The 23,462-nt window shown below is 70.5% G+C and carries 20 protein-coding genes; 16 read left to right on the top strand and 4 right to left on the bottom strand.

Annotated features, from left to right (window positions below):
- Positions 1–75 precede the first annotated feature (75 nt).
- Both A3AG_RS0114455 and A3AG_RS0114460 read right to left on the bottom strand, forming a co-directional pair.
- Positions 76–1,296, bottom strand: coding sequence for a globin domain-containing protein (locus A3AG_RS0114455; RefSeq protein WP_018006098.1), 1,221 nt, complete (start codon positions 1,294–1,296; stop codon positions 76–78).
- A 93-nt stretch (positions 1,297–1,389) separates the two neighbouring features.
- Positions 1,390–1,842 carry an RrF2 family transcriptional regulator gene (locus A3AG_RS0114460; RefSeq protein ID WP_018006099.1) on the bottom strand — a complete coding sequence of 151 codons (453 nt, stop codon included), beginning with the start codon at positions 1,840–1,842 and terminating at the stop codon, positions 1,390–1,392.
- Between the two features lie 242 nt (positions 1,843–2,084).
- Between A3AG_RS0114460 and gspG the strand changes: the two genes are divergently transcribed.
- The 11 genes from gspG to gspF all read left to right on the top strand — a co-directional run bounded on the left by gspG (position 2,085) and on the right by gspF (position 13,725).
- Positions 2,085–2,546, top strand: a complete 462-nt coding sequence (gene gspG / locus A3AG_RS0114465) for a type II secretion system major pseudopilin GspG (protein WP_018006100.1) — start codon at positions 2,085–2,087, stop codon at positions 2,544–2,546.
- A 33-nt stretch (positions 2,547–2,579) separates the two neighbouring features.
- Entirely contained in the window at positions 2,580–3,080 is a 501-nt protein-coding gene (locus tag A3AG_RS0114470; protein WP_018006101.1) for a GspH/FimT family pseudopilin, read from the top strand.
- Positions 3,077–3,490, top strand: a complete 414-nt coding sequence (gene gspI / locus A3AG_RS0114475; protein WP_018006102.1) for a type II secretion system minor pseudopilin GspI — start codon at positions 3,077–3,079, stop codon at positions 3,488–3,490. Before A3AG_RS0114470 ends, gspI begins: the two co-directional genes overlap by 4 nt.
- On the top strand, positions 3,468–4,175 hold the full coding sequence (locus A3AG_RS0114480; protein ID WP_018006103.1) for a PulJ/GspJ family protein: 708 nt from the start codon (positions 3,468–3,470) through the stop codon (positions 4,173–4,175). The genes gspI and A3AG_RS0114480 overlap by 23 nt, the downstream gene beginning before the upstream one ends.
- A complete protein-coding gene (gspK, locus tag A3AG_RS0114485) occupies positions 4,172–5,227 on the top strand; it encodes a type II secretion system minor pseudopilin GspK (protein WP_026164190.1) in 1,056 nt (351 codons plus the stop codon). Before A3AG_RS0114480 ends, gspK begins: the two co-directional genes overlap by 4 nt.
- A 272-nt stretch (positions 5,228–5,499) precedes the next feature.
- The gene (gspL, locus tag A3AG_RS0114490; RefSeq protein WP_018006105.1) at positions 5,500–6,951 is read left to right on the top strand and encodes a type II secretion system protein GspL; all 1,452 of its coding nucleotides are present in this window, start codon (positions 5,500–5,502) and stop codon (positions 6,949–6,951) included.
- Between the two features lie 16 nt (positions 6,952–6,967).
- Positions 6,968–7,585 (top strand): type II secretion system protein M, encoded by a 618-nt coding sequence (locus tag A3AG_RS0114495; RefSeq protein ID WP_018006106.1) that lies wholly within the window; start codon positions 6,968–6,970, stop codon positions 7,583–7,585.
- A complete protein-coding gene (locus A3AG_RS0114500) occupies positions 7,585–8,394 on the top strand; it encodes a type II secretion system protein N (protein WP_018006107.1) in 810 nt (269 codons plus the stop codon). Before A3AG_RS0114495 ends, A3AG_RS0114500 begins: the two co-directional genes overlap by 1 nt.
- Positions 8,395–8,428: 34 nt before the next feature.
- Complete coding sequence (gene gspD, locus A3AG_RS0114505) at positions 8,429–10,918, top strand: type II secretion system secretin GspD (RefSeq protein ID WP_026164191.1); 2,490 nt, start codon at positions 8,429–8,431, stop codon at positions 10,916–10,918.
- Between the two features lie 98 nt (positions 10,919–11,016).
- Positions 11,017–12,492 (top strand): type II secretion system ATPase GspE, encoded by a 1,476-nt coding sequence (gspE, locus tag A3AG_RS0114510; RefSeq protein ID WP_050976489.1) that lies wholly within the window; start codon positions 11,017–11,019, stop codon positions 12,490–12,492.
- Positions 12,493–12,507: 15 nt separating this feature from the next.
- Entirely contained in the window at positions 12,508–13,725 is a 1,218-nt protein-coding gene (gspF, locus tag A3AG_RS0114515) for a type II secretion system inner membrane protein GspF (protein WP_018006110.1), read from the top strand.
- 140 nt (positions 13,726–13,865) lie between these two features.
- Here gspF and A3AG_RS0114520 read toward each other — a convergent pair whose 3' ends face one another.
- Entirely contained in the window at positions 13,866–15,134 is a 1,269-nt protein-coding gene (locus tag A3AG_RS0114520) for an NYN domain-containing protein (protein ID WP_018006111.1), read from the bottom strand.
- 339 nt (positions 15,135–15,473) lie between these two features.
- Between A3AG_RS0114520 and A3AG_RS0114525 the strand changes: the two genes are divergently transcribed.
- The gene (locus A3AG_RS0114525) at positions 15,474–19,091 is read left to right on the top strand and encodes an indolepyruvate ferredoxin oxidoreductase family protein (RefSeq protein WP_018006112.1); all 3,618 of its coding nucleotides are present in this window, start codon (positions 15,474–15,476) and stop codon (positions 19,089–19,091) included.
- A gap of 172 nt (positions 19,092–19,263) precedes the next feature.
- Here A3AG_RS0114525 and A3AG_RS0114530 read toward each other — a convergent pair whose 3' ends face one another.
- Positions 19,264–19,875 carry an HD domain-containing protein gene (locus A3AG_RS0114530; protein WP_018006113.1) on the bottom strand — a complete coding sequence of 204 codons (612 nt, stop codon included), beginning with the start codon at positions 19,873–19,875 and terminating at the stop codon, positions 19,264–19,266.
- 204 nt (positions 19,876–20,079) lie between these two features.
- Here A3AG_RS0114530 and A3AG_RS0114535 point away from each other — a divergent pair, with 204 nt between their 5' ends.
- The 4 genes from A3AG_RS0114535 to A3AG_RS31660 all read left to right on the top strand — a co-directional run bounded on the left by A3AG_RS0114535 (position 20,080) and on the right by A3AG_RS31660 (position 23,453).
- On the top strand, positions 20,080–20,430 hold the full coding sequence (locus tag A3AG_RS0114535) for a GFA family protein (RefSeq protein ID WP_018006114.1): 351 nt from the start codon (positions 20,080–20,082) through the stop codon (positions 20,428–20,430).
- Positions 20,411–20,854, top strand: a complete 444-nt coding sequence (locus A3AG_RS0114540) for a VOC family protein (protein WP_018006115.1) — start codon at positions 20,411–20,413, stop codon at positions 20,852–20,854. The genes A3AG_RS0114535 and A3AG_RS0114540 overlap by 20 nt, the downstream gene beginning before the upstream one ends.
- A gap of 110 nt (positions 20,855–20,964) precedes the next feature.
- Positions 20,965–22,254: an MFS transporter gene (locus tag A3AG_RS0114545; RefSeq protein WP_026164193.1), complete on the top strand. Its 1,290-nt coding sequence runs from the start codon at positions 20,965–20,967 to the stop codon at positions 22,252–22,254.
- Positions 22,251–23,453 carry an MFS transporter gene (locus A3AG_RS31660; protein WP_018006117.1) on the top strand — a complete coding sequence of 401 codons (1,203 nt, stop codon included), beginning with the start codon at positions 22,251–22,253 and terminating at the stop codon, positions 23,451–23,453. Before A3AG_RS0114545 ends, A3AG_RS31660 begins: the two co-directional genes overlap by 4 nt.
- Positions 23,454–23,462: the final 9 nt, after the last annotated feature.

The following is a 23,462-nucleotide window of genomic DNA, read 5'->3' on the forward strand; positions in this document are numbered from 1 at the left end:
ACGCGCCAAGCGTACCAGAGCCCCATGACGCTGTCTGCCGCGCCGGCGATGCTGCCGCCGGCCCGGCCGGGACACTTAGAGCAGGTCGTCCAGCAGGTCGGGACCGAATACTTCGCGCTCGATATGTGCCACCGGCACCCCCGTGCTGAGCAGCGCGTGACGCTGCGCCTGCATGAAGCCAAGCGGCCCGCACAGGTAGAAGCGGCCGTCGACGAAGCGTTGCAGGTCAGGCTGGCGCAGCATGTCGGCCAGCGGCATGGTGCCGGCGTGGTCGTAATCGCGGCCTGCGGCGTCGCCGGCTTGCGGGAATTCGTAGCTGATATGCGTGACCAGTCCCGGCATGCGCTCGCGCGCCCATTGCAGGTCGGCGCGATGGGCATGGTGGTGGCCATCGCGGGCGGCGTGGGCGAACAGCACCGCCCGCTGCGAGCCTTGCGCGGCAAGCGTGCGCAGCACCGACAGCATCGGCGTGATGCCGATCCCGCCCGACAGCAGCACCAGCGGACGGTGGCTTTCCAGCGCCGGCGTGAACTCGCCGAACGGTGCGCTCACCCTGAGGCCGGTACCCTCGTGGGCGTTGGCGTGCAGCCAGTTGGAGACGGCGCCGGCCGGCGTGGCTTGGTCGCCGTCCTCGCGCTTGACCGAGATGCGCCAGGTCGGCAGACCGGCCTCGGCCGACAGCGAATACTGGCGCAACTGGCGCGTGCCGTCGTCCAGGCGCGCCTCGACGCTGATGTACTGGCCCGGGCGGAAATCGCGCAGCGGCTGGCCGTCGGCCGCGGCCAGCGTCAGCGCCACCACCTGGCTGCCGTGCGCTTCGCGGCGCACCACGCGCACCGGCGTCAGCTCGCCGGCGGCCACGCCGGTGCGCTGGTACAGGCGCGCCTCGGCGGCGATCAGCTCGCCCGCCAGCAGCCAGTAGGCCTCGTCCCAGGCCGCCAGCAGCGGCGGCGTGGCGGCTTCGCCCAGCACCGCGGAGATCGCGCCGAGCAGGTGGCGGCCGACGATCGGGTAATGCGCCGGCGTGATGCCCACGGCCGCGTGCTTGTGCACGATGCGCTCGACCACCGGCCCCAGCGCCGCCGCATTGTCGATGTTGGCGGCGTAGGCGAACACCGCCGACGCCAGCGACTGCTGCTGGCTGCCGTTGGCCTGGTTGCCCATGTTGAACAGCTGGGTCAGCTCGGGCCGGTCGGCGAACATCTCGCGGTAGAAATGCGTGGTGATGGCCAGGCCGTGCTCGCGCAGCACGGGCACGCTTGCATCGATATAGGGGCGGGAAGCGGCGGACAGCATCAGGAATCACTCCGTTTTATTCATGCAGACAAGATGCATGTTTTTGGACAACAAAAAAACCGGCATTCGCCGGCCACGCGCGGATTCCTCCGCTCAGGCCGAACGCCGGTTCAGGAAATCACGATGCAGGCGGATGATCGATTCGGCGGTGTGGCTGCCGGTGACATCGGCCAGCGTGACGTCGTCGAGCGCGCGGTAGAAGGCTTGCTCGGCCACGTCCAGCGCCCGCTTCAGGCGGCAGTTGCCGTTCAGCGCGCAGGGCGGGTTGTCGCAGTCGATCACCGGCCGGTGCCCTTCCAGCTCGCGCAGGATGGTGCCGATGGTGAGGCGCTCGGCGCCGGGACCCAGCTGCAGGCCCCCATGGCGGCCGCGCGTGGCGCTGACCCAGCCCAGCTTCGACAGCCGCGCCGCCACCTTGACCAGGTGGTTGTGCGAAATGCCGAACTGCTGGCCCACCTCGGCGATCGTGATGGGCCGGCTGCCGTCGCCACGGGCAACGTACATCAGCAGGCGCAGCGCATAGTCGGAGAAGCGGGTCAGTTGCATCGTGGCGTCATGTTAAAAAAGATGCATCCTGGATGCAAGTTAACTTTTTCCCCGGCGTGATACGGTGCCGGATCGCCGCAAGCGTCGGCACAGCATTGTGCTCCACAACACACTTCTCTGCAGCCCCATCCCGGGCCGCCCATAAAAGAGTCATAAGGCGCCGGTTATACTGATTGGCGAACCCGGCCCCGCCAGCGCCCTGGCGCGGGTCCCGCCTTTCCAGCAACGAGGTCTTACCAACAATGCGCAGAATCACTTCCCGGCTTGCCCGCCCCGCCCGTCCTGCCCGCCGCGCGCGCGGCTTTACCCTGATCGAGATCATGGTCGTGATCGTGATCCTCGGCGTGCTGGCGGCACTGGTGGTGCCCAAGATCATGAGCCGTCCGGACGAAGCCCGCATCGTCGCGGCGCGCCAGGATATCTCGTCGATCATGCAGGCGCTCAAGCTGTACCGCCTCGACAACAGCCGCTATCCGACCACCGAGCAGGGCCTGGGCGCACTGGTGGCCAAGCCTACCACCGAGCCGGTGCCCAATAACTGGAAGGGCGGCGGTTACCTGGAAAAGCTGCCCAAGGACCCGTGGGGTCATCCGTACCAGTACCTGAACCCCGGCGTGCGCGGCGAAATCGACGTGTTCAGCTTCGGTGCCGACGGCCAGGCCGGCGGCAACGCCAACGACGCCGATATCGGCAACTGGGAGTAAGCCCCCCTGCCGCCCGCCCTTGCCGCTTCCCTGATGACCACGGTGCCGCGCCGCCGCGCCCCCCGGCGGCGGCACTCCGGCTTCACGCTGCTGGAACTGCTGGTGGTCATGGTGATCGCCGGCATCGTGATCTCGCTGGTCGCGGTCAATGCCTCGCCCAACGAGCGCGGCCGCGTGCTTGACGACGGCCAGCGCATCGCGCGGCTGTTCGAGCTGGCGCAGGAAGAAGCGCAGCTGGGCGCGCGCCCGCTCGCCTGGGAGGGCGATGCCAGCGGCTGGCGCTTCCTCGAGTCGACGCCCAACGGCTGGATCCCCCTGCGCACCGACGTGTTCGCGCCCGGCACCTGGCGCCTGGCGCTGGACCAGGTCATCGTCGCCGAGGGCGGCCGCAGCACCGGCACCAACAGCCCGCCGCGGCTGATTTTCGGCCGCGAGCTGGTCGATGCCCCGCAGCGCCTGGTGCTGGTGCGCGGCGATATCCGCGTCGACGTGGCCGGCGATGGCAGCGGCCGCTATTTCGCCAGCACGCCATGAGCCGCCCGCGCTGTCCCGGACACCGGCGCGGCAACGCGGCCGGCTTCACGCTGATCGAAGTGCTGGTGGCGCTGACCATCCTGGCGGTGGCGCTGACCGCGGCGATGCGCGCGATGGGCTCGATGGTCGATGCCAGCGCGTCGCTGCAGAACCGCATGCTGGCCGAATGGAGCGCCGAGAACCACCTGGCCGCATTGCGCCTGGCCAAGACCTGGCCCGAGCCCGGCGTCAGCGGCTATGCCTGCCCGCAGGGCGGCACGCCGCTGTACTGCGAGCAATCCGTCTCGGCCACGCCCAACCCGGTGTTCCGCCGCGTCGAGATCGCGGTCTATCCGTCCGCCACCGACAAGTCGGTGCGGCTGGCGTGGCTCGTCACCATCGTTCCCAATGAAATCCGCAACGTGCTCTGAGCGCCGGCGCGCGCGCCGCTCCGCCGGCGGCTTCACGCTGCTGGAAATGCTGGTCGCCATCACGCTGCTGGCGGTGATGGCGGTGATCGGCTGGCGCGCGCTGGACAGCCTGACGCGCGGCCGCGAACGGCTGATCGACCATGACGCCCGGCTGGATGCGCTGAAGGTGCTGTACGGCCAGCTGCAGGCCGATTGCGAGCACCTCGCCAACCCCACGCTGCTGCAGGGCAGCCCGGTCGAAATCGGCCCGAACCGCGTGCTGCTGGTGCGCGACCGCCGCGACGAAGGCCAGCCGCCGGCATGGCAGGCGCTGTCGTACCAGCTTGACGGCAACACGCTGGTGCGCGTGGCCGCGCCGCCGGTGAACAACCGTGCCGCGCTGCAGTCGTCGCTGCTGGCGCTGCGCCAGGGCGGTGGCAACGACGCGCAGGTGCGGCGCGTGCTGGGCAACGTCGACGGCATGAGCGCGCGCGCCTGGGTCGAACCCGGCGGCTGGCAGGCCGACAGCAACCGCATCCGCAACGTGCTGTTCAGCGGCGACGCGGCCAGCGCGGTGCAAGCGTCGGAGGCCGGCGCGGCGGTGCCCAACACCGCGGTGCGCGCGGTGGAACTGACCATCCTCGCCCGCATGGGCGACGGCGACGCGCCGCGGCAGTTCCAGAAGATCTGCATGTCGGGGCTATGACGCACGCCCGCCGCCCCCTCCGCCCACTCCGCTTCAGGCGTTTGCGCCGCGCCCGTGGCGCCGCCGTGGTCACCGCGCTGCTGATGGTGACGCTGGCCGTGGTGGTGGTGTCGGGCATGCTGTGGCGCCAGCAGGTGCAGATCCGCGCCATCGAGAACCAGCGGCTGCTGGCCCAGGCCACCTGGATCGAGCGCGCCGCGGTCGACTGGGCGCGGCTGATCCTGCGCGACGACCAGCGCCGCAGCAACGTCGACGAACTGGGCGAGCCGTGGGCGGTGCCGATCGCCGAGACCCGCCTGTCGGATTTTCTGGGCGCGTCGCTGCGCACCGACGTGGCGGGCGAGACCTCGTTCCTGTCCGGGCGCATCCTCGATGCGCAGGCGCGCTTCAACCTCGCCAACCTGGTGACGTGGTCCGCGACCGGCGGCCAGGGTGCGCCGGTCGGGCGCGTCGCCAACATCGACCAGTCGGCGCAGGCCGCCTACGGCCGGCTGCTGCGCACCGTGGGGCTGAACCCGGCGCTGGCCGAGACCACCGCGCGCCACATGCTGCAGGCCGCGCAGGGTGGCCACGGCGGCGAGGGCTCGGGCCGGCAGGCGCCGCGCCCGCTCGACAGCGTGCAGGGCCTGCTGGCGCTGCCCGGCTACACGCCCGAGATGGTGGCGGTGCTGGAGCCGTTCGTGATCGTGCTGCCCGAGCGCACCCTGGTCAATGCCAACACCGCCGAGGCCGAGGTGCTGGCCGCGATGATCGACAAGCTGCCGCTGGAACGCGCGCGCGAGCTGGTGCGCCAGCGCGACCGCGCCTATTTCAACAATATCGGCAACCTGCAGACGCAGCTGTCGGCGCTGGCGCCGCAGGCGAGCAGCGGCAACCTGGGCAACCTGCTCGACGTGCGCTCGCATTACTTCCTGGTCTATGGGCTGGTGCGGCACGAGCGCGCCAGCCGGCTGCAGGTGTCGCTGATCTACCGCGGCGAACCGCTCGGTGCGGCCAACACTACCCGCGTGGTCTGGATCCAGGACGCGGACCGGCTGCCGGACCTGCGCTGAGCCATGGCAACGCGGGCTGGCGCACATACGCAAACAGCACACCGGAGCAACCGGGGAGAATGGTATTGACGCGATTTTGTCACGCAGGCAAGGTATGCTGCGGCGCTGGCGCGAGCCTGACACCAGCCCGCTCGCCGCTGATCGGCCTCCCAGGCCGTCCGCCGGCATCCCCGCACTCCGGCAAGTTTCCTGCGCCGGGGCGTTCCCGGGCGCACCCCCAATGGGCCATGCGCCTTATCGAGCCGTTCTACTGAAGCCAAAGCAAGGACACCTTGAGCACCACTCTGTACGTGCGCTTGCCGCACCGGCCGCATGACCAGCCGCAACCGTGGCAGTTCGGCGCCCTGCCCTTTGCGCTGGTGCGCACGGCGGCGGCCGACGCCGCGCGGCGTGGCTTGCCCCGTGCCGCGCCGGAAGTGTTGCGAGAAGGCCACGCCCGCATCGCCGACCTGCCCGCGGCGGAGCGGCTGGTGCTGATCCTGGCGGCCAGCGACGTACTGCTGACCAGCGCCAGCGTGCCGCCGCTGCCGCCCGCGCGTTTGAAGCAGGCGCTGCCCAACCTGGTCGAGGACGCCCTCGCCACCGACGCGCAGCCCTGCCATATTGGCATCGGCCCGGCCCTCGACGGCGACGCGCCCCCGCGCGGCCCGCGCCGGCGCCTGCTGATGGTGGCGGACCGCGCCTGGCTGCGCGCGGTGCTCGATGCCTTTGCCGAGCACCGCCATCGCCGCCGCCACGTGCTGGCCGCGCAGCTGTGCGTGCCGCTGGCCGCGCCCGCGGAGGAGGAAGCCGGCGCCGAGCCGACGCTGGCGCCGCCCGCGGCTGCACCGGCGCCGGCACCGGTGCAGCCGGCCACGCTGGTGGTCGAAGCTGCCGCCAGTGCGCTGGCCGAAGGCGGCGCCCTCGGCGACGCATTGGGCGAAGCGCTGCCGGACACCGCCAGCAGCACCGCACGCCAGTGGCAGCTGACCGTGCGCACCAGTGCGCACGCCGGCTACGGCCTGCTGCTGGGCGACGACGCCCTGGCCGCGTGGCAGGCGCTGGCGCCTGAAGGCACCTGGTTTGCCGATGCCGACGCCGCCGCCATGGCGCCGGTACCCGCCCTGCGCCAGGCCGGTCGCACCGGCTGGCGGCTGTGGATCGACGGTGCGCAGGAATGCCTGCGCGAGCCGGGGCTGGACCTCGCCCAGTTCGAATTCGCGCAGGGCCGCGCCGACCGCTGGAACCTGGTGGCGTGGCGCCTGCCGCTGGCGCTGGTGGCGGGCCTGGTGCTGGTCCAGCTGATCGGCATGAACACGCACTGGCTGCTGCTGCGCAACGAACAGCAACGGCTCGAAGCGGCGCAGGCGCAGACGCTGCGCGGCACCTTCCCGCAAACGCCGACGGTGATCGACGCCCCGCTGCAGATGCGCCGGCAGGTCGAGCAGCTGCGCATCGCCAGCGGGCGCAGCACACCCGATGATTTCCTGCCGCTGGCCGACCGCTTCGCCCAGGCCGCGCGCCGGCTGCCGCCGGATGCGCTGCAGGCGCTCGAGTACCGCGGCCGCATGCTGGTGGTGACGCTCAAGCCCGGCACCGACACCGCCGGCCTGCGCAGCGCGGCGCGCCAGGCCGGACTGCAGATGGAAGAGGACAAGGCCGGCAATGCCGCGGGCAGCACCGGCTCCAGCGCAGGCACGCCTGTGACACCCGGCTCGCGCTGGACCATCAAGCCCGGCCTGTGACCGGCGCACGCCCGACATGAACCCATTGAAAGACTCCACCCGCAGCCCTTCGCCCGCCGCCCGCCGCGGCACCGACGGGCGCAGCCGCGCCACGCTGCGCACGCGCATGGCGCGGCTGCGCCCGTCCGTGCCGCAGGCGTGGCGGGAACGCTTCGACGCCTTCTGGTCGGCGCGCAACCCGCGCGAGCAGGCCATCCTCGGCGGGGGCGGCGCGGTGCTGGCGCTGGTGCTCGGCTATCTGCTGCTGTGGGAGCCGGCCGCCGACGGCCGCGAACGCGCCGCGCGCAACCTGCCGCAGCTGCGCGCCGACCTGGCCGAGATGGAAACGCTGGCGCAGGAAGCCCGCGGCCTGAAGGCCACGCCGGCGCCGTCGCTGCGCGGCGATGCGCTGACCCAGGCGCTGCAGGAAAGCCTGGGCCAGTACGGCCTGAAAGCGACCCGGCTGGCGGCCGCCGCCGACAACAGCGTGCAGGTGCAGCTGGACAAGGTCCCGTTCGGGGCGGTCAGCACCTGGCTGCAGGACGTGCGCCAGCAGCAGCGCATGAAGGTAATCGATGCGCGCGTGGTCTATGTCGGCGCCACGGCGCTGGTGAACGTTACCGCGACCCTGCAGGGTCCGGGTGGCCGCAGCTGATGGTGCGGCTGGAAACCCTGCGCCTGCCGCGGCGCGCGCAGCGCCAGCCGGCCGCCGCGCGGCGCCTGCGCTGGCTCGGGCTGGGACTGGGCACGGCCGCGGTGACCACGGTGGCGATGCTGCCGGCGACCTGGATTGCCACGCGCGTCGCCACGCAGACGCAGGGACGCGTGTTGCTGGCCGATGCCAGCGGCTCGCTGTGGCGCGGCAGCGCCACGCTGGCGCTGTCGGCCGGCGCCGGCAGCCAGACCGCCACCGTGCTGCCCGGCCGGCTGCACTGGACGCTGGCGTTCTGGCCGCTGCTGACCGGCCGCGCGCGGCTGGTGCTGAGCCACTCCGAGGCCATGGCCGCGCCGGTCGCGGTGACCGCGACCCCGGGCGGCTGGACCGCGCAGTCGGGCGCGATGCGGCTGCCCGCGTCGCTGCTCGAGGGCGTGGGCGCGCCGTTCAACACGCTGCGCCCGGACGGCCTGATGCGGGTGGACTGGTCCACGCTGCAGGGCCGGTTTTCCGGCAAGGGCATGAGCGGCCATATGACCCTGCGCGTCGAGCAGGTATCGGCCGCGGTCAGCCGGCTGCGTCCGCTGGGCAGCTACCGCGCCGAGATCGACTGGACCGGCGCGGGCGACGGCAAGCTGCAGCTGAGCACCATCGATGGTCCGCTGCACCTGGAGGGCAGCGGCACGCTCGGGCGGCAGGCGCGCTTCGAAGGGACCGCGCATGCCGAACCGGAGGCTGCGACGCAGCTGACCAGCCTGCTGAGCCTGCTGGGACGACGAGACAACAATGTGACTAGGCTGCGTTTCTGATGCCACGCAGATCGCACAGCCCACGGAAATGACTATGACCACCCACGCCAACCGACCTGTTTTCAAGACCGCCTGCGCCCGCGCCGTGGCATTGCTCTGCGGGCTCTCCTTGCTGGCGCCCGCGCCGCTGTGGGCCCAGCCCGGCGCGTCGGCCGCGCGCAGCCAAGGCACGCCGCCGGCGCCGCCCGACGTCACCCCCGCCAATCGCGACCAGGTGGTGCTGAACTTCGTCAACGCCGACCTCGACTCCGTGATCAAGGCGGTCGGCCAGGCCACCGGCAAGAACTTCGTCATCGACCCGCGCGTGAAGGGCACCGTCAACCTGGTCACGGAGCAGCCGGTCTCGCGCGCGCAGGCGCTGCAGACGCTGGGCTCGGTACTGCGCATGCAGGGCTATGCCATGGTCGAGAGCAACGGCTTCACCAAGGTCGTGCCCGAGGCCGACGCCAAGCTGCAGGGCTCGCCCACCGTGATCGGCGGCAGCCCCAGCCGCGGCGACCAGGTGGTGACCCAGGTGTTCCGGCTGAACTACGAGTCGGCCAACAACCTGGTGCCGGTGCTGCGGCCGATGATCGCGCCCAACAACACCATCACCGCCTACCCGGCCAACAACACGCTGGTCATCACCGACTACGCCGACAACCTGCGCCGCATCGCCCGCATCATCGCCGCGGTCGATGCGCCGGCCTCGGGCGAGGTCGAACTGGTGCCGCTCAAGCACGCGCTGGCCAGCGATACCGCGGCGGTGCTGCAGCGCCTGCTGGACCCGGGCGCCGCGGGTGCCACCGGCGGCGGCGGTGCCGCGGCCGTCGATGCCAGCCTGCGCACCTCGGTAGTGGCCGAGCCGCGCAGCAATTCGCTGATGATCCGCGCCACCAGCCGCGCGCGCCTGCAGCAGGCGCGCCAGCTGATCGAGAAGCTCGACCAGCCCTACGCGCGCCCCGGCAACATCTGGGTAGTGCCGCTGAAGAACGCGGATGCGATCAAGCTGGCCGCCACGCTGCGTGCCATCGTCGCCGCCGACAGCAGCTTCGCCACCACCACCCAGCCCGGCGGGCAGGCCGGCGGCATCGGCGGCGCGGCGGGCATGACCAATGTCTCGACGCCGACCGGCGGCCAGTTCACCGGCGGCGCCACCACCAGCCAGACCGGCATGCGCGGCGGCACCGGCACCGGGGGCGGCACCGGCGGCGCCTATGGCAACTCGGCCTTCGCGGCCTCGTTCGGCACCACCACGCAGCCGACCACGGGCGGCATCATCCAGGCGGACCCCTCCACCAACTCGCTGATCATCACCGCCAGCGAACCGGTCTACCGCAACCTGCGCGGCGTGATCGACGACCTCGACGCGCGCCGCGCGCAGGTCTATATCGAGTCGATGATCGTCGAAGTGACCGCCACCCAGGCGAGTGAACTCGGCATCCAGTGGCAGGGCCTGATCAGCTCGTCAAGCGGCAACAACAACGTCTTTGCCGGCACCAACTTCGGCACCGGCGGACAGAACATCCTCAACCTGACCCTGGCCGGCGCCCTGGCCGACAGCAACCGCTCCGCCGGCATCGCTGCCGCGCAGCAACTGGTCCCCGACATCGGCGGCCTGAACCTGGGCATCGTCAACCGGGCCATGGGCCTGGGCGCCCTGCTGCGCGCCCTGGGCACGAATGGCAGCGTCAACCTGCTGTCGACACCGAACCTGATCACGCTCGAGAACGAGGAAGCCAAGATCCTGATCGGCCAGAACATCCCGATCACCACCGGCTCCTACGCCCAGACCGGCGGCGCGGCATCGGTCACGCCGTTCCAGACTTTCGACCGCAAGGACGTCGGCATCACGCTGCGGGTCAAGCCGCAGATCACCGACGGCGGGCTGGTGAAGATGCAGATCTTCCAGGAATCGTCGAATGTGGTGCAGGCGACCGCCAACCTGATCCAGGGGCCGACCACCAACGTGCGTTCGATCGAGACCAACGTGCTGGTCGACGACGGCCAGATCATCGTGCTGGGCGGCCTGATCGAGGACAACTATGGCGACGGCGTGCAGAAGGTACCGCTGCTGGGCGACATCCCGCTGATCGGCGGCCTGTTCCGCTACGAGAACAAGAACCGCTCGAAGACCAACCTGCTGGTGTTCCTGCGGCCCTATGTGATGCGCACGGCCGGCGCCACCGACCGCCTGACCGCGGACCGCTACGACTATATGCGCGCGCAGCAGCAGGGCTTCGTATCGCCTAACATCATGGTGCGGGACACCAATACGCCGCTGCTGCCGCCGGCCGACGCGCCCACCACGCCGTTCGTCAACCCGCGCACCAACGGCGCCGTGGCCGGACCGCTGCCGCTGCCCCAGACGCTGCCGCAGAGCGCGCCTCAGCCGGGCGTGCCGGGTCAGCCACAGTCACCGCAGGCGGTGCCGCAGCCGCTGCCCGAACCGGTCCCGCAACCCGCGCCCCAACCCGCGCCGCAAGCGCCGGTGGGCGGCCCGCAGCCGCTCAACTCGCGCGGCGAAGCCGCACTCCAGTACTGAGGCCCGTCATGGCCAGCGAAGTCCAGACCGCTCTCTCCGTCCCTGCCACCGGCAGCGCCGGCATCAACCCGCCGCCCGAGCTCGAGCCGCCCTCGCCGATGGCGGCGCGGCTGGTCTCCTATGGCTTTGCGCGCGAGGCCCCGCTGCTGATCGCGCACCAGCGCCCCGACGGGCTCGAGGTATGGGTCAGCCGCGCCACCTCGCCCACGGCGCTGGCCGAAGTCGCGCGCGTGCACGGCGCATTGCGCCTGCGCGTGCTGGAGCCCGAGGCGCTGGAGCATGCCATGTCCGACGCCTACAACCGCCAGGACGGCAGCGCCGCGCAGGTGGTGGGCGAAGTCGAGGGCGAGGTCGACCTGTCGCGCCTGATGCAGGACATTCCCGCGGTCGAAGACCTGCTGGAATCCGAAGACGATGCGCCCATCATCCGCATGATCAACGCGCTGCTGACGCAGGCGGCGCGCGAAGGTGCCTCGGATATCCATATCGAGCCGTTCGAATCGTCGTCGGTGGTGCGCTTCCGCGTCGACGGCACGCTGCGCGACGTGGTGCGGCCCAAGAAGGCGCTGCACGGCGCGCTGATCTCGCGCATCAAGATCATGGCGCAGCTCGACATTGCCGAGAAGCGTCTGCCGCAGGACGGCCGCATCACGCTGCGCGTGGGCGGGCGGCCGGTCGACGTGCGCGTCTCGACGCTGCCCACCGGCCACGGCGAGCGCGCGGTGCTGCGTCTGCTCGACAAGGAAGCCGGCCGGCTGGACCTGGCCAAGCTGGGCATGGCGCCCGACACGCTGCGCGGCTTCGACCACCTGATCCGCCAGCCGCACGGCATCGTACTGGTGACCGGGCCGACCGGCTCGGGCAAGACCACCACGCTGTATGCCGCGCTGTCGCGGCTGGATGCGCGCACCACCAACATCATGACGGTGGAAGACCCGGTCGAGTACGACCTCGACGGCATCGGCCAGACCCAGGTCAACCCGCGCATCGACATGACCTTCGGCAAGGCCCTGCGTGCGATCCTGCGCCAGGACCCGGACGTGGTCATGATCGGCGAGATCCGCGACCTGGAAACCGCGCAGATCGCGGTGCAGGCATCGCTGACCGGCCACCTGGTGCTGGCCACGCTGCACACCAACGACTCGGCCTCGGCGGTGACGCGGCTGGTCGACATGGGCATCGAGCCGTTCCTGCTTTCGTCGTCGCTGCTGGGGGTGCTGGCGCAGCGGCTGGTACGGCGCCTGTGCCCGCACTGCAAGCGCGAGGAAGTGATCGAGGTCACGCCGGCCGAGGCCGACGTGCTGCACGCGCAGGGCAAGCCGCTGCAGACCGTGTGGCATCCGGTCGGCTGCGACAAGTGCGGCCAGTCGGGCTACCAGGGTCGCATGGGCGTCTACGAGCTGCTCACGGTCGACGATGAAATCCGCACCATGATCCACCGCCAGGCGCCGGAATCGGAAATCAAGCAAGTGGCGCTGGCGCACGGCATGCACACCATGCGCGGCGACGCGCAGCGCTGGATCGACAGCGGCGCGACCTCGCTCGAGGAAGTGCTGCGCGTCACGCGCGACTGACGCGGAGACGCCCGCATGCCAGCTTTCCGCTATGAAGCCGCCGACGCCGCCGGCAAGACCGACCGCGGCGTGATCGAGGCCGACAGCGCGCGCCAGGCCCGCACCCAGCTGCGCGCGCGCGGGCTGACGCCGCTGACCGTCGATGCGCTCGCCGGCGCGGGCCTGGCCCCGCGCGCCGGCAGCCAGCTGTTCGCGCGCAAGCTGTCGACGCAGGAGCAGGCGCTGTTCACGCGCCAGCTGGCCAGCCTGATCGTCGCCGGCCTGCCGCTGGACGAAGCGCTGGGCGCGCTCGCCGACCAGGCCGAGCGGCCCTATGTGCATGAACTGCTGGCCGGCATCCGCGCCGAGGTGATGGGCGGCAGCGCGCTGTCGGTGGCGCTGGCGCAGCATCCGCGCGATTTTCCGGACATCTACCGCGCGCTGGTCTCGGCCGGCGAGCACTCCGGCCACCTGGGCGTGGTGCTGGAGCGGCTGGCCGGCTATATCGAGTCGCGCAACACGCTGACCTCCAAGATCCGGCTGGCCTTTACCTATCCCGCCATCGTCACGGTGGTGGCGTTCGCGATCGTGATCTTCCTGCTGTCGTACGTGGTGCCGCAGGTGGTGAGCGTGTTCGCCAACACCAAGCAGAAGCTGCCCACGCTGACCATCATCATGCTGTGGCTGTCGGATTTCGTGCGTAACTGGTGGTGGGCCGCGCTGGCGGTGATCGCGGTGGCCGCGTTCAGCATCCGCCGGCTGCTGCGCCAGCCCGCGGTGCGGCTGGAATGGCACCGCTGGCTGCTGACCGCGCCGCTACTCGGCAAGCTGGTGCGCGGCTACAACACCGCGCGCTTTGCCGGCACGCTGGCGATTCTCGTCTCCGCGGGCGTGCCGATCCTGCGCAGCCTGCAGGCCGCCGGCGAGACCCTGACCAACGAAGCGCTGCGCGCCAACGTGGAAGACGCCAACACCCGCGTGCGCGAGGGCGCCTCGCTGGCGCGCGCACTGGCGGCGCAGAACCAGTTTCCGCCGGTGCTGGTGCACCTGATCCGCTCGGGCGAAGCCACCGGCAACCTGCCGGTGATGCTGGACCGCGCCGCGCAGGGCGAAGCGCAGGAACTGGAACGCCGCACGCTGTTCCTGACCAGCCTGCTGGAACCGCTGCTGATCCTGACCATGGGCGTGGTGGTGCTGCTGATCGTGCTGGCGGTGCTGATGCCGATCATCGAGATCAACCAGCTGGTGCGGTAAGGCGCGCGCTGCGCTGGCACCGGCAACACTCGCGTAGCCTGACGGCCGCCGGTGCAGGCTAACGTCTCACCGCACTTGCCGCACGCCCGCCCTCTTCCCTTTCCCGCCAGCTGGAGAGGGAAGAAAACCAGCAGGCCGCTCTACTCCGCTTTCTTGCTCGGACGCTTGCGCGGCTTGCGCGCCGGCGCCGGCGCCGGTGCGGCTTCGGCAGCAGCGGCAGCGGCCGGTTGCGGTTCCGCCTCCACCGTCGCCGTCAGCACGGTCGTGCCCGGCGCCGCGAACACCGACTGGTCGATCGGCCACGGGGTCTCGCTCAGTGTCACCTCGGGCCGGCGCGCCGCGCGCTTGCGTGCGCCGGTACGGCTGCCCGCCTTCGGCTCGGGATCCGGCTGCGGCGCGGCTTCCAGCGGCGGCACCGGCTGCGGCTCGGGCTCTGCCTGCACCGCATCAGCCGCGACGAACGGCGGCTCGGCTTGCGCCGGCGCCTCGGGTTCGGGGGCTACCGTCTCCGGCGTCGGCAGCGGCTCGACCCCACGAGCCGGCTCCGGCGCTTCCGCCGGCGCGGGTGCGGGCTGGCGGCGCGCCGGCTCGGCCTGCGGGGCCGGCGGCTGCGGCGCGCGCTGCTGCGGCTCGCCGCCCTTGGCGCGCTTCTTCAGCCGCACCCAGATGGTCTTGTTGTTGCCGCCGTTGCGGGTCTCGACCTCGAACAGGCCGGTCGCCGCGACCAGCTCCGACAGCTTGCCGTAGCCGTAGTTGCGCGAGTCGAATTCCGGCGCCTGCTTGGCGATATGGTTGCCCATGCTGCCCAGCGCCAGCCAGCCGTCTTCGTCCGACACCGCCTGCGCCGCATTCTGCAGCAGCCGCACCAGGCGCGAGTCCTGGCGCAGCTCGCCGGTGCTGCGCTTGCGCGTGGGCGCGGCGGCGCCGTCGGTCCCGTCCGCGCCGTCGGTATCGACCTCGGCGCGCAGCACGTCGGAATAGATGAACTTGTCGCAGGCGGTGACGAACGGCTTGGGCGTCTTGCGCTCGCCAAAGCCATACACGGTCAGGCCCTGCTCGCGGATGCGCGAGGCCAGCCGGGTGAAGTCGCTGTCGCTGGAGACGATGCAGAAGCCATCGAAGCGCCCGGTGTAGAGCAGGTCCATGGCGTCGATGATCATGGCGCTGTCGGTCGCGTTCTTGCCGACGGTGTAGCGGAACTGCTGGATCGGCTGGATCGAGTGCGACAGCAGCCGCTCCTTCCAGCCGGCCAGGTTGGGCCGGGTCCAGTCGCCGTAGATGCGCTTGACGGCGGCCACGCCGTACTTGGCGACCTCGGCCAGCAGGCCTTCGACGATGGCGGGCGCCGCGTTGTCGGCGTCGATCAGCACGGCCAGGGTTGCGGTGCCCTGGCGGGGGGAATTGGTCATGTTCGGATATTCGCTGGCAAGCCGCGCACCGGCGCGGGCGGACTAGGGATCGGGTTGCACCGGGATGGCAACGCAGATATGACGCACAAGAGACCGCCCGGCTTCGGCGCGGGCGGTCTCGATGCAACGCAGTGTACACGCCAGGCCCTGTCGATACGGGAAATCACGGCCATGACCGGCACGCTTTGTGCTGCATTGCAAGGTACCGCCGGTTTTGTGGCGGTGCTACCATGCCGCGCAGAGACACAGCCCCCCGGAGCCTTCACAAGAGGCGACGCGGCGGTTGCCCACCCCTGCAGGTTTCGGTGATCCCGACAGCACGCCCATAGAGGAGCACGCATGAATGCCCCCCTGACCTCGCCGGTCAGCGACGCCATCCGCCAGGCGCTCGCCAACGTTTCCCTCGAAGACAAATACACGCTCGAACGCGGCCGCATCTACATCAGCGGCACGCAGGCGCTGGTGCGCCTGCCGATGCTGCAGCAGGAGCGCGACCACGCCGCCGGGCTGAACACCGCCGGCTTTATCTCCGGCTACCGCGGCTCGCCGCTGGGCGCCCTCGACCAGTCGCTGTGGAAGGCCAAGAAGCACCTGGCCGCGCACAACATCGTGTTCCAGGCCGGCCTGAACGAAGACCTTGCCGCCACCTCGGTATGGGGCTCGCAGCAGGTCAACATGTACCCCGATGCGAAGTTCGACGGGGTGTTCGGCATGTGGTACGGCAAGGGGCCGGGCGTGGACCGCACCGGCGACGTGTTCAAGCACGCCAACTCGGCGGGCTCCTCGCAGCACGGTGGCGTGCTGGTGCTGGCCGGCGACGACCACTCGGCCAAGTCGTCGACGCTGGCGCACCAGTCCGAGCACATCTTCAAGGCCTGCGGCCTGCCGGTGCTGTATCCGTCCAACGTGCAGGAGTACCTGGACTACGGCCTGCACGGCTGGGCCATGAGCCGCTACTCGGGGCTGTGGGTGGCGATGAAGTGCGTGACCGACGTGGTCGAATCGTCGGCCTCGGTCGAGCTGGACCCGCACCGTGTGCAGATCGCGCTGCCGGGCGACTTCATCATGCCGCCGGGCGGCCTCAACATCCGCTGGCCCGATCCGCCGCTGGAGCAGGAAGCGCGGCTGCTCGACTACAAGTGGTATGCCGGCCTGGCCTATGTGCGCGCCAACAAGCTGGACCGCATCGAGATCGACTCGCCGCATGCGCGCTTCGGCATCATGACCGGCGGCAAGGCCTATCTGGACACGCGCCAGGCGCTGGCCGACCTGGGCCTGGACGACGCCACCTGCGCGCAGATCGGCATCCGGCTGTACAAGGTCGGCTGCGTGTGGCCGCTCGAAGCGCATGGCGCGCGCGCCTTTGCCGAAGGCCTGCAGGAAATCCTGGTGGTCGAAGAGAAGCGCCAGATCATGGAGTACGCGCTCAAGGAAGAGCTGTACAACTGGCGCGACGATGTCCGCCCCAAGGTCTACGGCAAGTTCGACGAGAAGGACAACGCCGGCGGCGAATGGTCGATCCCGCAGGGCCACTGGCTGCTGCCGGCGCACTATGAGCTGTCGCCGGCGATCATCGCCAAGGCCATTGCCACGCGCCTGGACAAGTTCGACCTGCCGATGGACGTGCGCGCGCGCATCACCGCGCGCCTGGCCATCATCGAGGCCAAGGAAAAGGCGCTGGCCACGCCGCGCGTGGTCGGCGAGGGGAAGGGCCAGCCGAAGGCCGAGCGCAAGCCGTGGTTCTGCTCGGGCTGCCCGCACAACACTTCGACCAACGTGCCCGAGGGCTCGCGCGCGCTGGCCGGCATCGGCTGCCACTACATGACGGTATGGATGGACCGCAGCACCAGCACCTTCAGCCAGATGGGCGGCGAAGGCGTGGCGTGGATCGGCCAGGCGCCGTTTGCCGGCGACAAGCACGTGTTCGCCAACCTGGGCGACGGCACCTACTTCCACTCCGGCCTGCTGGCGATCCGCGCGTCGATCGCCGCGGGCGTCAACATCACTTACAAGATCCTGTACAACGACGCGGTGGCGATGACCGGCGGCCAGCCGGTCGACGGCCAGCTGTCGGTGCAGGACATCGCCTGGCAGGTGCACAGCGAGGGCGCGAAGCAGATCGTCATCGTCAGCGACCAGCCCGAGAAGTACAACGCGGCGATCAAGCTGCCGCCAGGCATCGACATTCATCACCGCGACCAGCTCGACCGCGTGCAGCGCGAGCTGCGCGAGGTGCCGGGCTGCACCATCCTGATCTACGACCAGACCTGCGCCACCGAGAAGCGCCGCCGCCGCAAGCGCGGCACGATGGAAGACCCGCCGCGCCGCGCCTTTATCAACGATGCGGTGTGCGAGGGCTGCGGCGACTGCTCGGTCAAGTCCAACTGCCTGTCGGTGGAACCGCTGGAAACCGAGTTCGGCACCAAGCGGCAGATCAACCAGTCGTCATGCAACAAGGACTTCTCGTGCGTGAACGGCTTCTGCCCCAGCTTCGTCACGGCCGAGGGCGCGCAGGTGCGCAAGCCCGAGCAGCATGGCGTGTCGATGGACAGCCTGCCGGCGCTGCCTGAACCGCAGCTGCCGGCGATCCGCCGCGCCTATGGCATCCTCGTGACCGGCGTCGGCGGCACCGGCGTGGTGACCATCGGCGGCCTGCTGGGGATGGCCGCGCACCTGGAAAACAAGGGCGTCACCGTGCTCGACATGGCCGGGCTGGCGCAGAAAGGCGGCGCGGTGCTGTCGCACGTGCAGCTGGCCGCGCGCCCCGATGACCTGCATGCCACCCGCATCGCCATGGGCGAGGCCGACCTGGTGATCGGCTGCGACGCCATCGTCTCGGCCAGCGACGAGGTCATCTCCAAGACCCAGGCCGGCCGCACGCGCGCCGTGGTCAACACCGCGCAAACCCCGACCGCCGACTTCATCAAGAACCCGAAGTGGCAGTTCCCCGGGCTGTCGGCCGAGCAGGATGTGCGCAATGCCGTGGGCGAGAAGTGCGACTTCATCAATGCCTCCGGGCTGGCCGTGGCGCTGCTGGGCGATGCCATCTACACCAACCCGCTGGTGCTGGGCTACGCCTGGCAGAAGGGCTGGATCCCGCTGACGCTGCAGGCGCTGGAGCGCGCCATCGAGCTGAACGGGGTCGCGGTCGACAAGAACAAGGCCGCCTTCGACTGGGGCCGCCATATGGCGCACGACCCGGAGCACGTGCTGTCGCTGAGCGGCAAGCTCAAGAGCACCGCCGAAGGCGCCGCCGTGGTCAAGCTGCCGGCGTCGACCGGCGCCCTGCTCGACAAGCTGATCGCACGCCGCGTGGAACACCTGACGGCGTACCAGGATACGGCTTATGCCAGCCGATACCGCGAAGCGATCGAGCGCGTGCGCGCGGCCGAGAGCGCGCTGCTGGGCAGCGGCAAGGCCCTGCCGCTGACCGAGGCGGCGGCGCGCAACCTGGCCAAGCTGATGGCGTACAAGGACGAGTACGAAGTGGCGCGTCTTTATACCGACCCGGCTTTCCTGGACAAGCTGCGCGCGCAGTTCGAGGGCGAGCCCGGACGCGACTACCAGCTCAACTTCTGGCTGGCACCCCCGCTGAACGCGAAGCGCGACGACAAGGGCCACCTGGTCAAGCGCAAGTTCGGCCCGTCGACGATGAAGCTGTTCCGCGTGCTGGCGAAGCTGAAGGGGCTGCGCGGCGGCATCTTCGATATTTTCGGCAAGAGTGAAGAGCGCCGCACCGAGCGCGCGCTGATCGGCGAGTACCGTGCCTTGCTGGATGAACTGGTGGCGGGCCTGAATGCCGCCAACCACGACACCGCGGTGGCGCTGGCCAACCTGCCGGACGATATCCGCGGCTTCGGCCACGTGAAGGAAAACAACCTGAAGGCAGTGCGGGCGCGCTGGGCGAAGCTGCTGGAGCAGTTCCGGCATCCGGAGACGGCGCAGCGGGCGGCTTGAGGGCGAGCGCTCTTGCAAATCCCGCTGTTTGCTGCCCTCTCCCGCTTGCGGGAGAGGGGCCGGGAGAGGGCGGGAGCGTCTGGAGGCGTGGTCCCTAGCCAAACCACCCCTCACCCTGCCCTCTCCCCATGCGGGGAGAGGGGAACACCATCGGTACGGGGGTGTCGTCGCTTTACGCCTGCGCCAGCGTCGTTTCCCCCGGTTTCACATACATCGAATGCTTGGGCTGCGACAGCACCCGGCGCACCATCGGCTCGAAGAACGACAGCGGCAGCGTGTCGTAGTCGGTCATGAAGGCGGCGGCGTCGTACTTGCGGCAGAACTCCGCGGTGCGCTCGAACAGTTCGGGCTGGCTGCGGTATTGCTCGCGCAGGTTGCGATCGAGGCCGAGATGATGGAAGAAGTAGTAGCCCTGGAACACGCCATGCTTTTCCACCATCCACAGGTTCTCGGCGCTGACAAAGGGCTTGAGGATGGCGGCGGCGATGTCGGGATGGTTGAAGCTGCCCAGCGTATCGCCGATATCATGCAGCAGCGCGCAGACCACGTATTCCTCGTCCCGGCCGTCGCGGTGGGCCAGCGTGGCGGTCTGCAAGGAATGCGTGAGCCGGTCCACCGGGAAGCCGCCGCAATCGCCGTCGAGCAGGCGCAGGTGCGCCAGCACCCGGTCAGGCAGCGCGCGCGCAAATGGCATGAACTCGGCCGAGATCGCGGCCCAGTCCTCGCGGGTGCCGTGTTCCATATGGCTGAAGGTGGCGCGTGCGGTGGTGTGCGTGTCGCTCATGCGGGTCTCCTTTGGTGGCGCGGTTTTTTGTGGGCGATGCGGGGCATGCGTGCGCATGCCGCCATCGTTGGCAACGGCTTGCGGGCATTGTGGCACCCGTGGCCGGACTACACTGTCAAAAACCAAACAATGTGCCGGCATATTGCGGCGCAGCAGCGTTGATGTGATTCCGGGTCGGACGGACCCTGGCGCAAGGAGATTGACATGACCTTCAACGGAAGCTGCCATTGCGGCAACATCGCCTTCGCGGTCGAGGCCGACAGCATCCCCAGCGTGATCCGCTGCAACTGCTCGATCTGCCGCCGGCGCGGGCACCTGCTGTGGTTCGTGCCGCGCGCGACCTTCAGGCTGGAGACGCCGGAGAGCAACGCCTCCACCTACCGCTTCAACACCATGAAGATCGCCCACCGCTTCTGTCCGGTGTGCGGCTGCGGCCCCTACGCGGACGGCCAGGACAAGGACGGCAAGCCGATGGCCGCGGTCAATGTGCGCTGCCTGGACAACGTCGACCTCGACAGCCTGAAGGTGATCGACTATGACGGACTGCACCACTGACGCGACATTCCGCATCCTCGGCATCGACCACCTGGTGTTGCGCAGCGCCGATGTGGCCGCGCTGCGGCGCTTCTATGTCGACGTGCTCGGCTGCAGCGTCGAGCGCGAGCAGGCCGACCTGGGCCTGACCCAGTTGCGCGCGGGTGCCAGCCTGATCGACCTGGTCACGCTCGATGGCCCGCTCGGCCGCGCGGGCGGCGCCGGGCCAGGCGCGCAGGGCCGCAACCTCGACCATTTCTGCCTGCGCATCGACCCGTTCGACGCGCAGGCGTTGCGCGCGCAGCTGGCTCGGCATGGCGTCGACGCGGGCGAAGTGGCGCAGCGCTTCGGCGCCGAAGGCAAGGGCCCCTCGCTCTATGTGCAGGACCCGGACGGCAACGTGGTCGAGCTGAAAGGACCGCCCACGCCGGTGACCGCACAGTAACGCGCGTGCACCCGGCACGCCGCGAGCAGACCGCGCGCCGCATCGCTACAATTTCCGACTGGCCCCAGGTGCGCCGCTTGCGTGGCGGCCATTCCCGCGCCGGGCCCGCCATGACCACACTCGAAGCCAGCCCCGGCACGGATGCCGCCGACTCCGATCCTGACGCCAGTCCGGCCCGCGCCGGACCCGCGCAGCCCGCCACGCCGCCGCGCCGGCTGGTGTGGATCCTCGGCCTGACCGAGACCATCTCGTGGGGCACGCTGTTCTTCGCCTTCACCGTCTTCATCGATCCGATGATCCGCAGCCTGGGCTGGTCCAAGCCGTTCCTGGCGGGCGGCTATTCGCTGGGGCTGCTGGTGTGGGCGCTGTGCTCGTTCGCGGTCGGGCGGCTGCTGGACCGCGCGCCGGCGCGCAAGGTAATGGGCGCGGGCTCGGTGCTGGCCGGGCTGGGCTTGGTGCTGTGGGCGTGGACGCCGTCGCAACCGGTGTTCCTGCTGATGTGGGTGCCGCTCGGGCTGGCCATGGCGACCACGCTGTACGAGCCCGCCTTCGTGGTGCTGCGCCAGGCCTATGGCGACCAGTACCAGAAGCCGATCGTCGCGGTCACGCTGATGGCCGGCTTTGCCAGCACCATCTTCGTGCCGCTGGCGCAATGGCTGGTGCTGCATGTCGGCTGGCGCCCCACCCTGGTCGGCTTTGCCCTGCTGAACCTGCTGGTCTGCGCGCCGCTGCATGCGCGCATGCGCTATGCGCTGCATCCCTCTTACTCCGGCGCTGGCGCCGGCACGGCCTCCGCCGGCGGCCGCGACATTGCCCGCGCCACGCTGCGCCAGCCGGTGTTCTGGGCGGTAGTGCTGGCCTTTACCGCGACCGCGGTGGTGGCGTCGCTGCTGGGCGCGCACCTGATCCCGATGCTGACCGAGAAAGGCATGCCGGTGGCGCAGCAACTGGCAGTCGCGGCGCTGATCGGGCCGGCCCAGGTGGCGGGCCGCATGCTGATGATGCGCGCGGGCGTGCGCCACCCGGTGCGGCTGTCGCTGCCGGTCTATGCGCTGATGAGCGTCGGCCTGCTGTGCTTTGCGCTGGGGCATGGCGCCTGGCTGATGGTGGCGGCCGTGCTGTACGGCTGCGCCAACGGCGTCAACACTATGCTGCGCGCGATGGCGATGCCGGAACTGATCTCGCGCCACCACTATGCCACCCTCAACGGGCTGATGATGACGCCGGTGCTGCTGATGCAGGCGGCGGCGCCATGGCTGGGCGCGCTGCTGTGGCGCGCGGCCGGCGGCTACTGGCTGATGCTGTGGGTCATGCTGGCGCTGGCGCTGGCCGCGCTGCTGGCGTTCGGCTACGCGCTGCACCGGCGCGGGCTGCTGCGCGTGGAGGCGGGCCGCCCATGACCGGCGCGCCGGCGCCCGCCATCGCCGCGCCGCCCGCCGGCCGGGTCGCGCGCGCCACGCACGGCACCATGGCACTGTTCTTCGTCAACGGCGCCACCTTCGCCACCTGGGGCGTGCATATCCCCACCATCAAGGCCCGCTTCGGACTGTCCGACGCGATGCTGTCGCTGGCGATGCTGGCGGTGGCGGGCGGCGCCATCGTGGCGATGGGCCCGGTCGGCCGCTGGGTGGCCCGCGTCGGCAGCGCGCGCGCCTCGATGGCCGGCGGGCTGCTGTTCGCGCTGGCCACGGTGGCAATCCTGGCGATGCCGTCGTTCTGGCTGCTGCTGCCCGCGCTGCTGGTCTTCGGCATGACCAATGCGGCGTTCGATGTCGCCATGAACGCGCAGGCCGCCACCGTCGAGGCCAGCCGCGCGCGGCCGGTGATGTCGTCGCTGCATGGCATGTTCAGCCTGGGCGGGATGGCGGGCGCGGGCTTTGGCGGCGCGATGCTGGCCCTGGGCGTCGCGCCGCTGGCGCATGCCGCCATGATGGCCGGCGTGACCGCCGCGGTGGCAGTGGCCACGCTGCCGGGGCTGCTGGCCGACCATCCGGTGCCCCCGTCCGCGCCCCACCATCGCGACCATGCGGTGCGGGCGCTATGGCTGCTCGGGCTGCTGGCCTTTCTCGGGCTGATCGGCGAAGGCGCGATGTACGACTGGACCAGCGTCTACATGCGCGACGTGGCACGCGCGCCCGACGGCTGGATCAGCCTGGGCTATGCCGCGTTCTCGGGCGGCATGGCCTGCGGGCGCTTCGGCGGCGACCGCCTGCGCGCGCGCCTGGGCGACAGCGCCACGCTGACCGGCAGCGCGTGGCTGGGCTTTGCCGGCATTGCGCTGGCGCTGGCCGTGCCGCTGCCGCTGGCCGCGCTGGCGGGCTTTGCGCTGATGGGGCTGGGCGCGGCCAATATGGTGCCGATCTTCTTTGTCGCCGCATCGCGGCTGCCGGGCGTGGCGCCGGCGGAAGCGATTGCGCGCGTGGCGCGCTTCGCCTACGTCGGGCTGCTGCTGGGCCCGGTGCTGATCGGCGGCGTGGCGCACCTGGCCAGCCTGCGCGCCGGCCTGGCGCTGGTGGGGCTGACCATGGGCTGGATCGCGCTGGCGGGCGCGCGCTCGGCGCGGCGCTACCTGCCGCCGCGCGCGCCGTCGCGCCGGTAAGCCTTCAGA

The organism is Cupriavidus neocaledonicus (assembly GCF_000372525.1).
Lineage (GTDB): Bacteria > Pseudomonadota > Gammaproteobacteria > Burkholderiales > Burkholderiaceae > Cupriavidus > Cupriavidus neocaledonicus.

What these genes read in the sequence shown, in the direction of transcription:
- A3AG_RS0114455 (WP_018006098.1), bottom strand. Translation starts at nt 1,296, where the DNA reads ATGCTGTCCGCCGCTTCCCGCCCCTATATCGATGCAAGCGTGCCCGTG.
- A3AG_RS0114460 (WP_018006099.1), bottom strand. Translation starts at nt 1,842, where the DNA reads ATGCAACTGACCCGCTTCTCCGACTATGCGCTGCGCCTGCTGATGTAC.
- gspG (WP_018006100.1), top strand. Translation starts at nt 2,085, where the DNA reads ATGCGCAGAATCACTTCCCGGCTTGCCCGCCCCGCCCGTCCTGCCCGC.
- A3AG_RS0114470 (WP_018006101.1), top strand. Translation starts at nt 2,580, where the DNA reads ATGACCACGGTGCCGCGCCGCCGCGCCCCCCGGCGGCGGCACTCCGGC.
- gspI (WP_018006102.1), top strand. Translation starts at nt 3,077, where the DNA reads ATGAGCCGCCCGCGCTGTCCCGGACACCGGCGCGGCAACGCGGCCGGC.
- A3AG_RS0114480 (WP_018006103.1), top strand. Translation starts at nt 3,468, where the DNA reads ATGAAATCCGCAACGTGCTCTGAGCGCCGGCGCGCGCGCCGCTCCGCC.
- gspK (WP_026164190.1), top strand. Translation starts at nt 4,172, where the DNA reads ATGACGCACGCCCGCCGCCCCCTCCGCCCACTCCGCTTCAGGCGTTTG.
- A3AG_RS0114495 (WP_018006106.1), top strand. Translation starts at nt 6,968, where the DNA reads ATGAACCCATTGAAAGACTCCACCCGCAGCCCTTCGCCCGCCGCCCGC.
- A3AG_RS0114500 (WP_018006107.1), top strand. Translation starts at nt 7,585, where the DNA reads ATGGTGCGGCTGGAAACCCTGCGCCTGCCGCGGCGCGCGCAGCGCCAG.
- gspD (WP_026164191.1), top strand. Translation starts at nt 8,429, where the DNA reads ATGACCACCCACGCCAACCGACCTGTTTTCAAGACCGCCTGCGCCCGC.
- gspE (WP_050976489.1), top strand. Translation starts at nt 11,017, where the DNA reads ATGGCGGCGCGGCTGGTCTCCTATGGCTTTGCGCGCGAGGCCCCGCTG.
- gspF (WP_018006110.1), top strand. Translation starts at nt 12,508, where the DNA reads ATGCCAGCTTTCCGCTATGAAGCCGCCGACGCCGCCGGCAAGACCGAC.
- A3AG_RS0114520 (WP_018006111.1), bottom strand. Translation starts at nt 15,134, where the DNA reads ATGACCAATTCCCCCCGCCAGGGCACCGCAACCCTGGCCGTGCTGATC.
- A3AG_RS0114525 (WP_018006112.1), top strand. Translation starts at nt 15,474, where the DNA reads ATGAATGCCCCCCTGACCTCGCCGGTCAGCGACGCCATCCGCCAGGCG.
- A3AG_RS0114530 (WP_018006113.1), bottom strand. Translation starts at nt 19,875, where the DNA reads ATGAGCGACACGCACACCACCGCACGCGCCACCTTCAGCCATATGGAA.
- A3AG_RS0114535 (WP_018006114.1), top strand. Translation starts at nt 20,080, where the DNA reads ATGACCTTCAACGGAAGCTGCCATTGCGGCAACATCGCCTTCGCGGTC.
- A3AG_RS0114540 (WP_018006115.1), top strand. Translation starts at nt 20,411, where the DNA reads ATGACGGACTGCACCACTGACGCGACATTCCGCATCCTCGGCATCGAC.
- A3AG_RS0114545 (WP_026164193.1), top strand. Translation starts at nt 20,965, where the DNA reads ATGACCACACTCGAAGCCAGCCCCGGCACGGATGCCGCCGACTCCGAT.
- A3AG_RS31660 (WP_018006117.1), top strand. Translation starts at nt 22,251, where the DNA reads ATGACCGGCGCGCCGGCGCCCGCCATCGCCGCGCCGCCCGCCGGCCGG.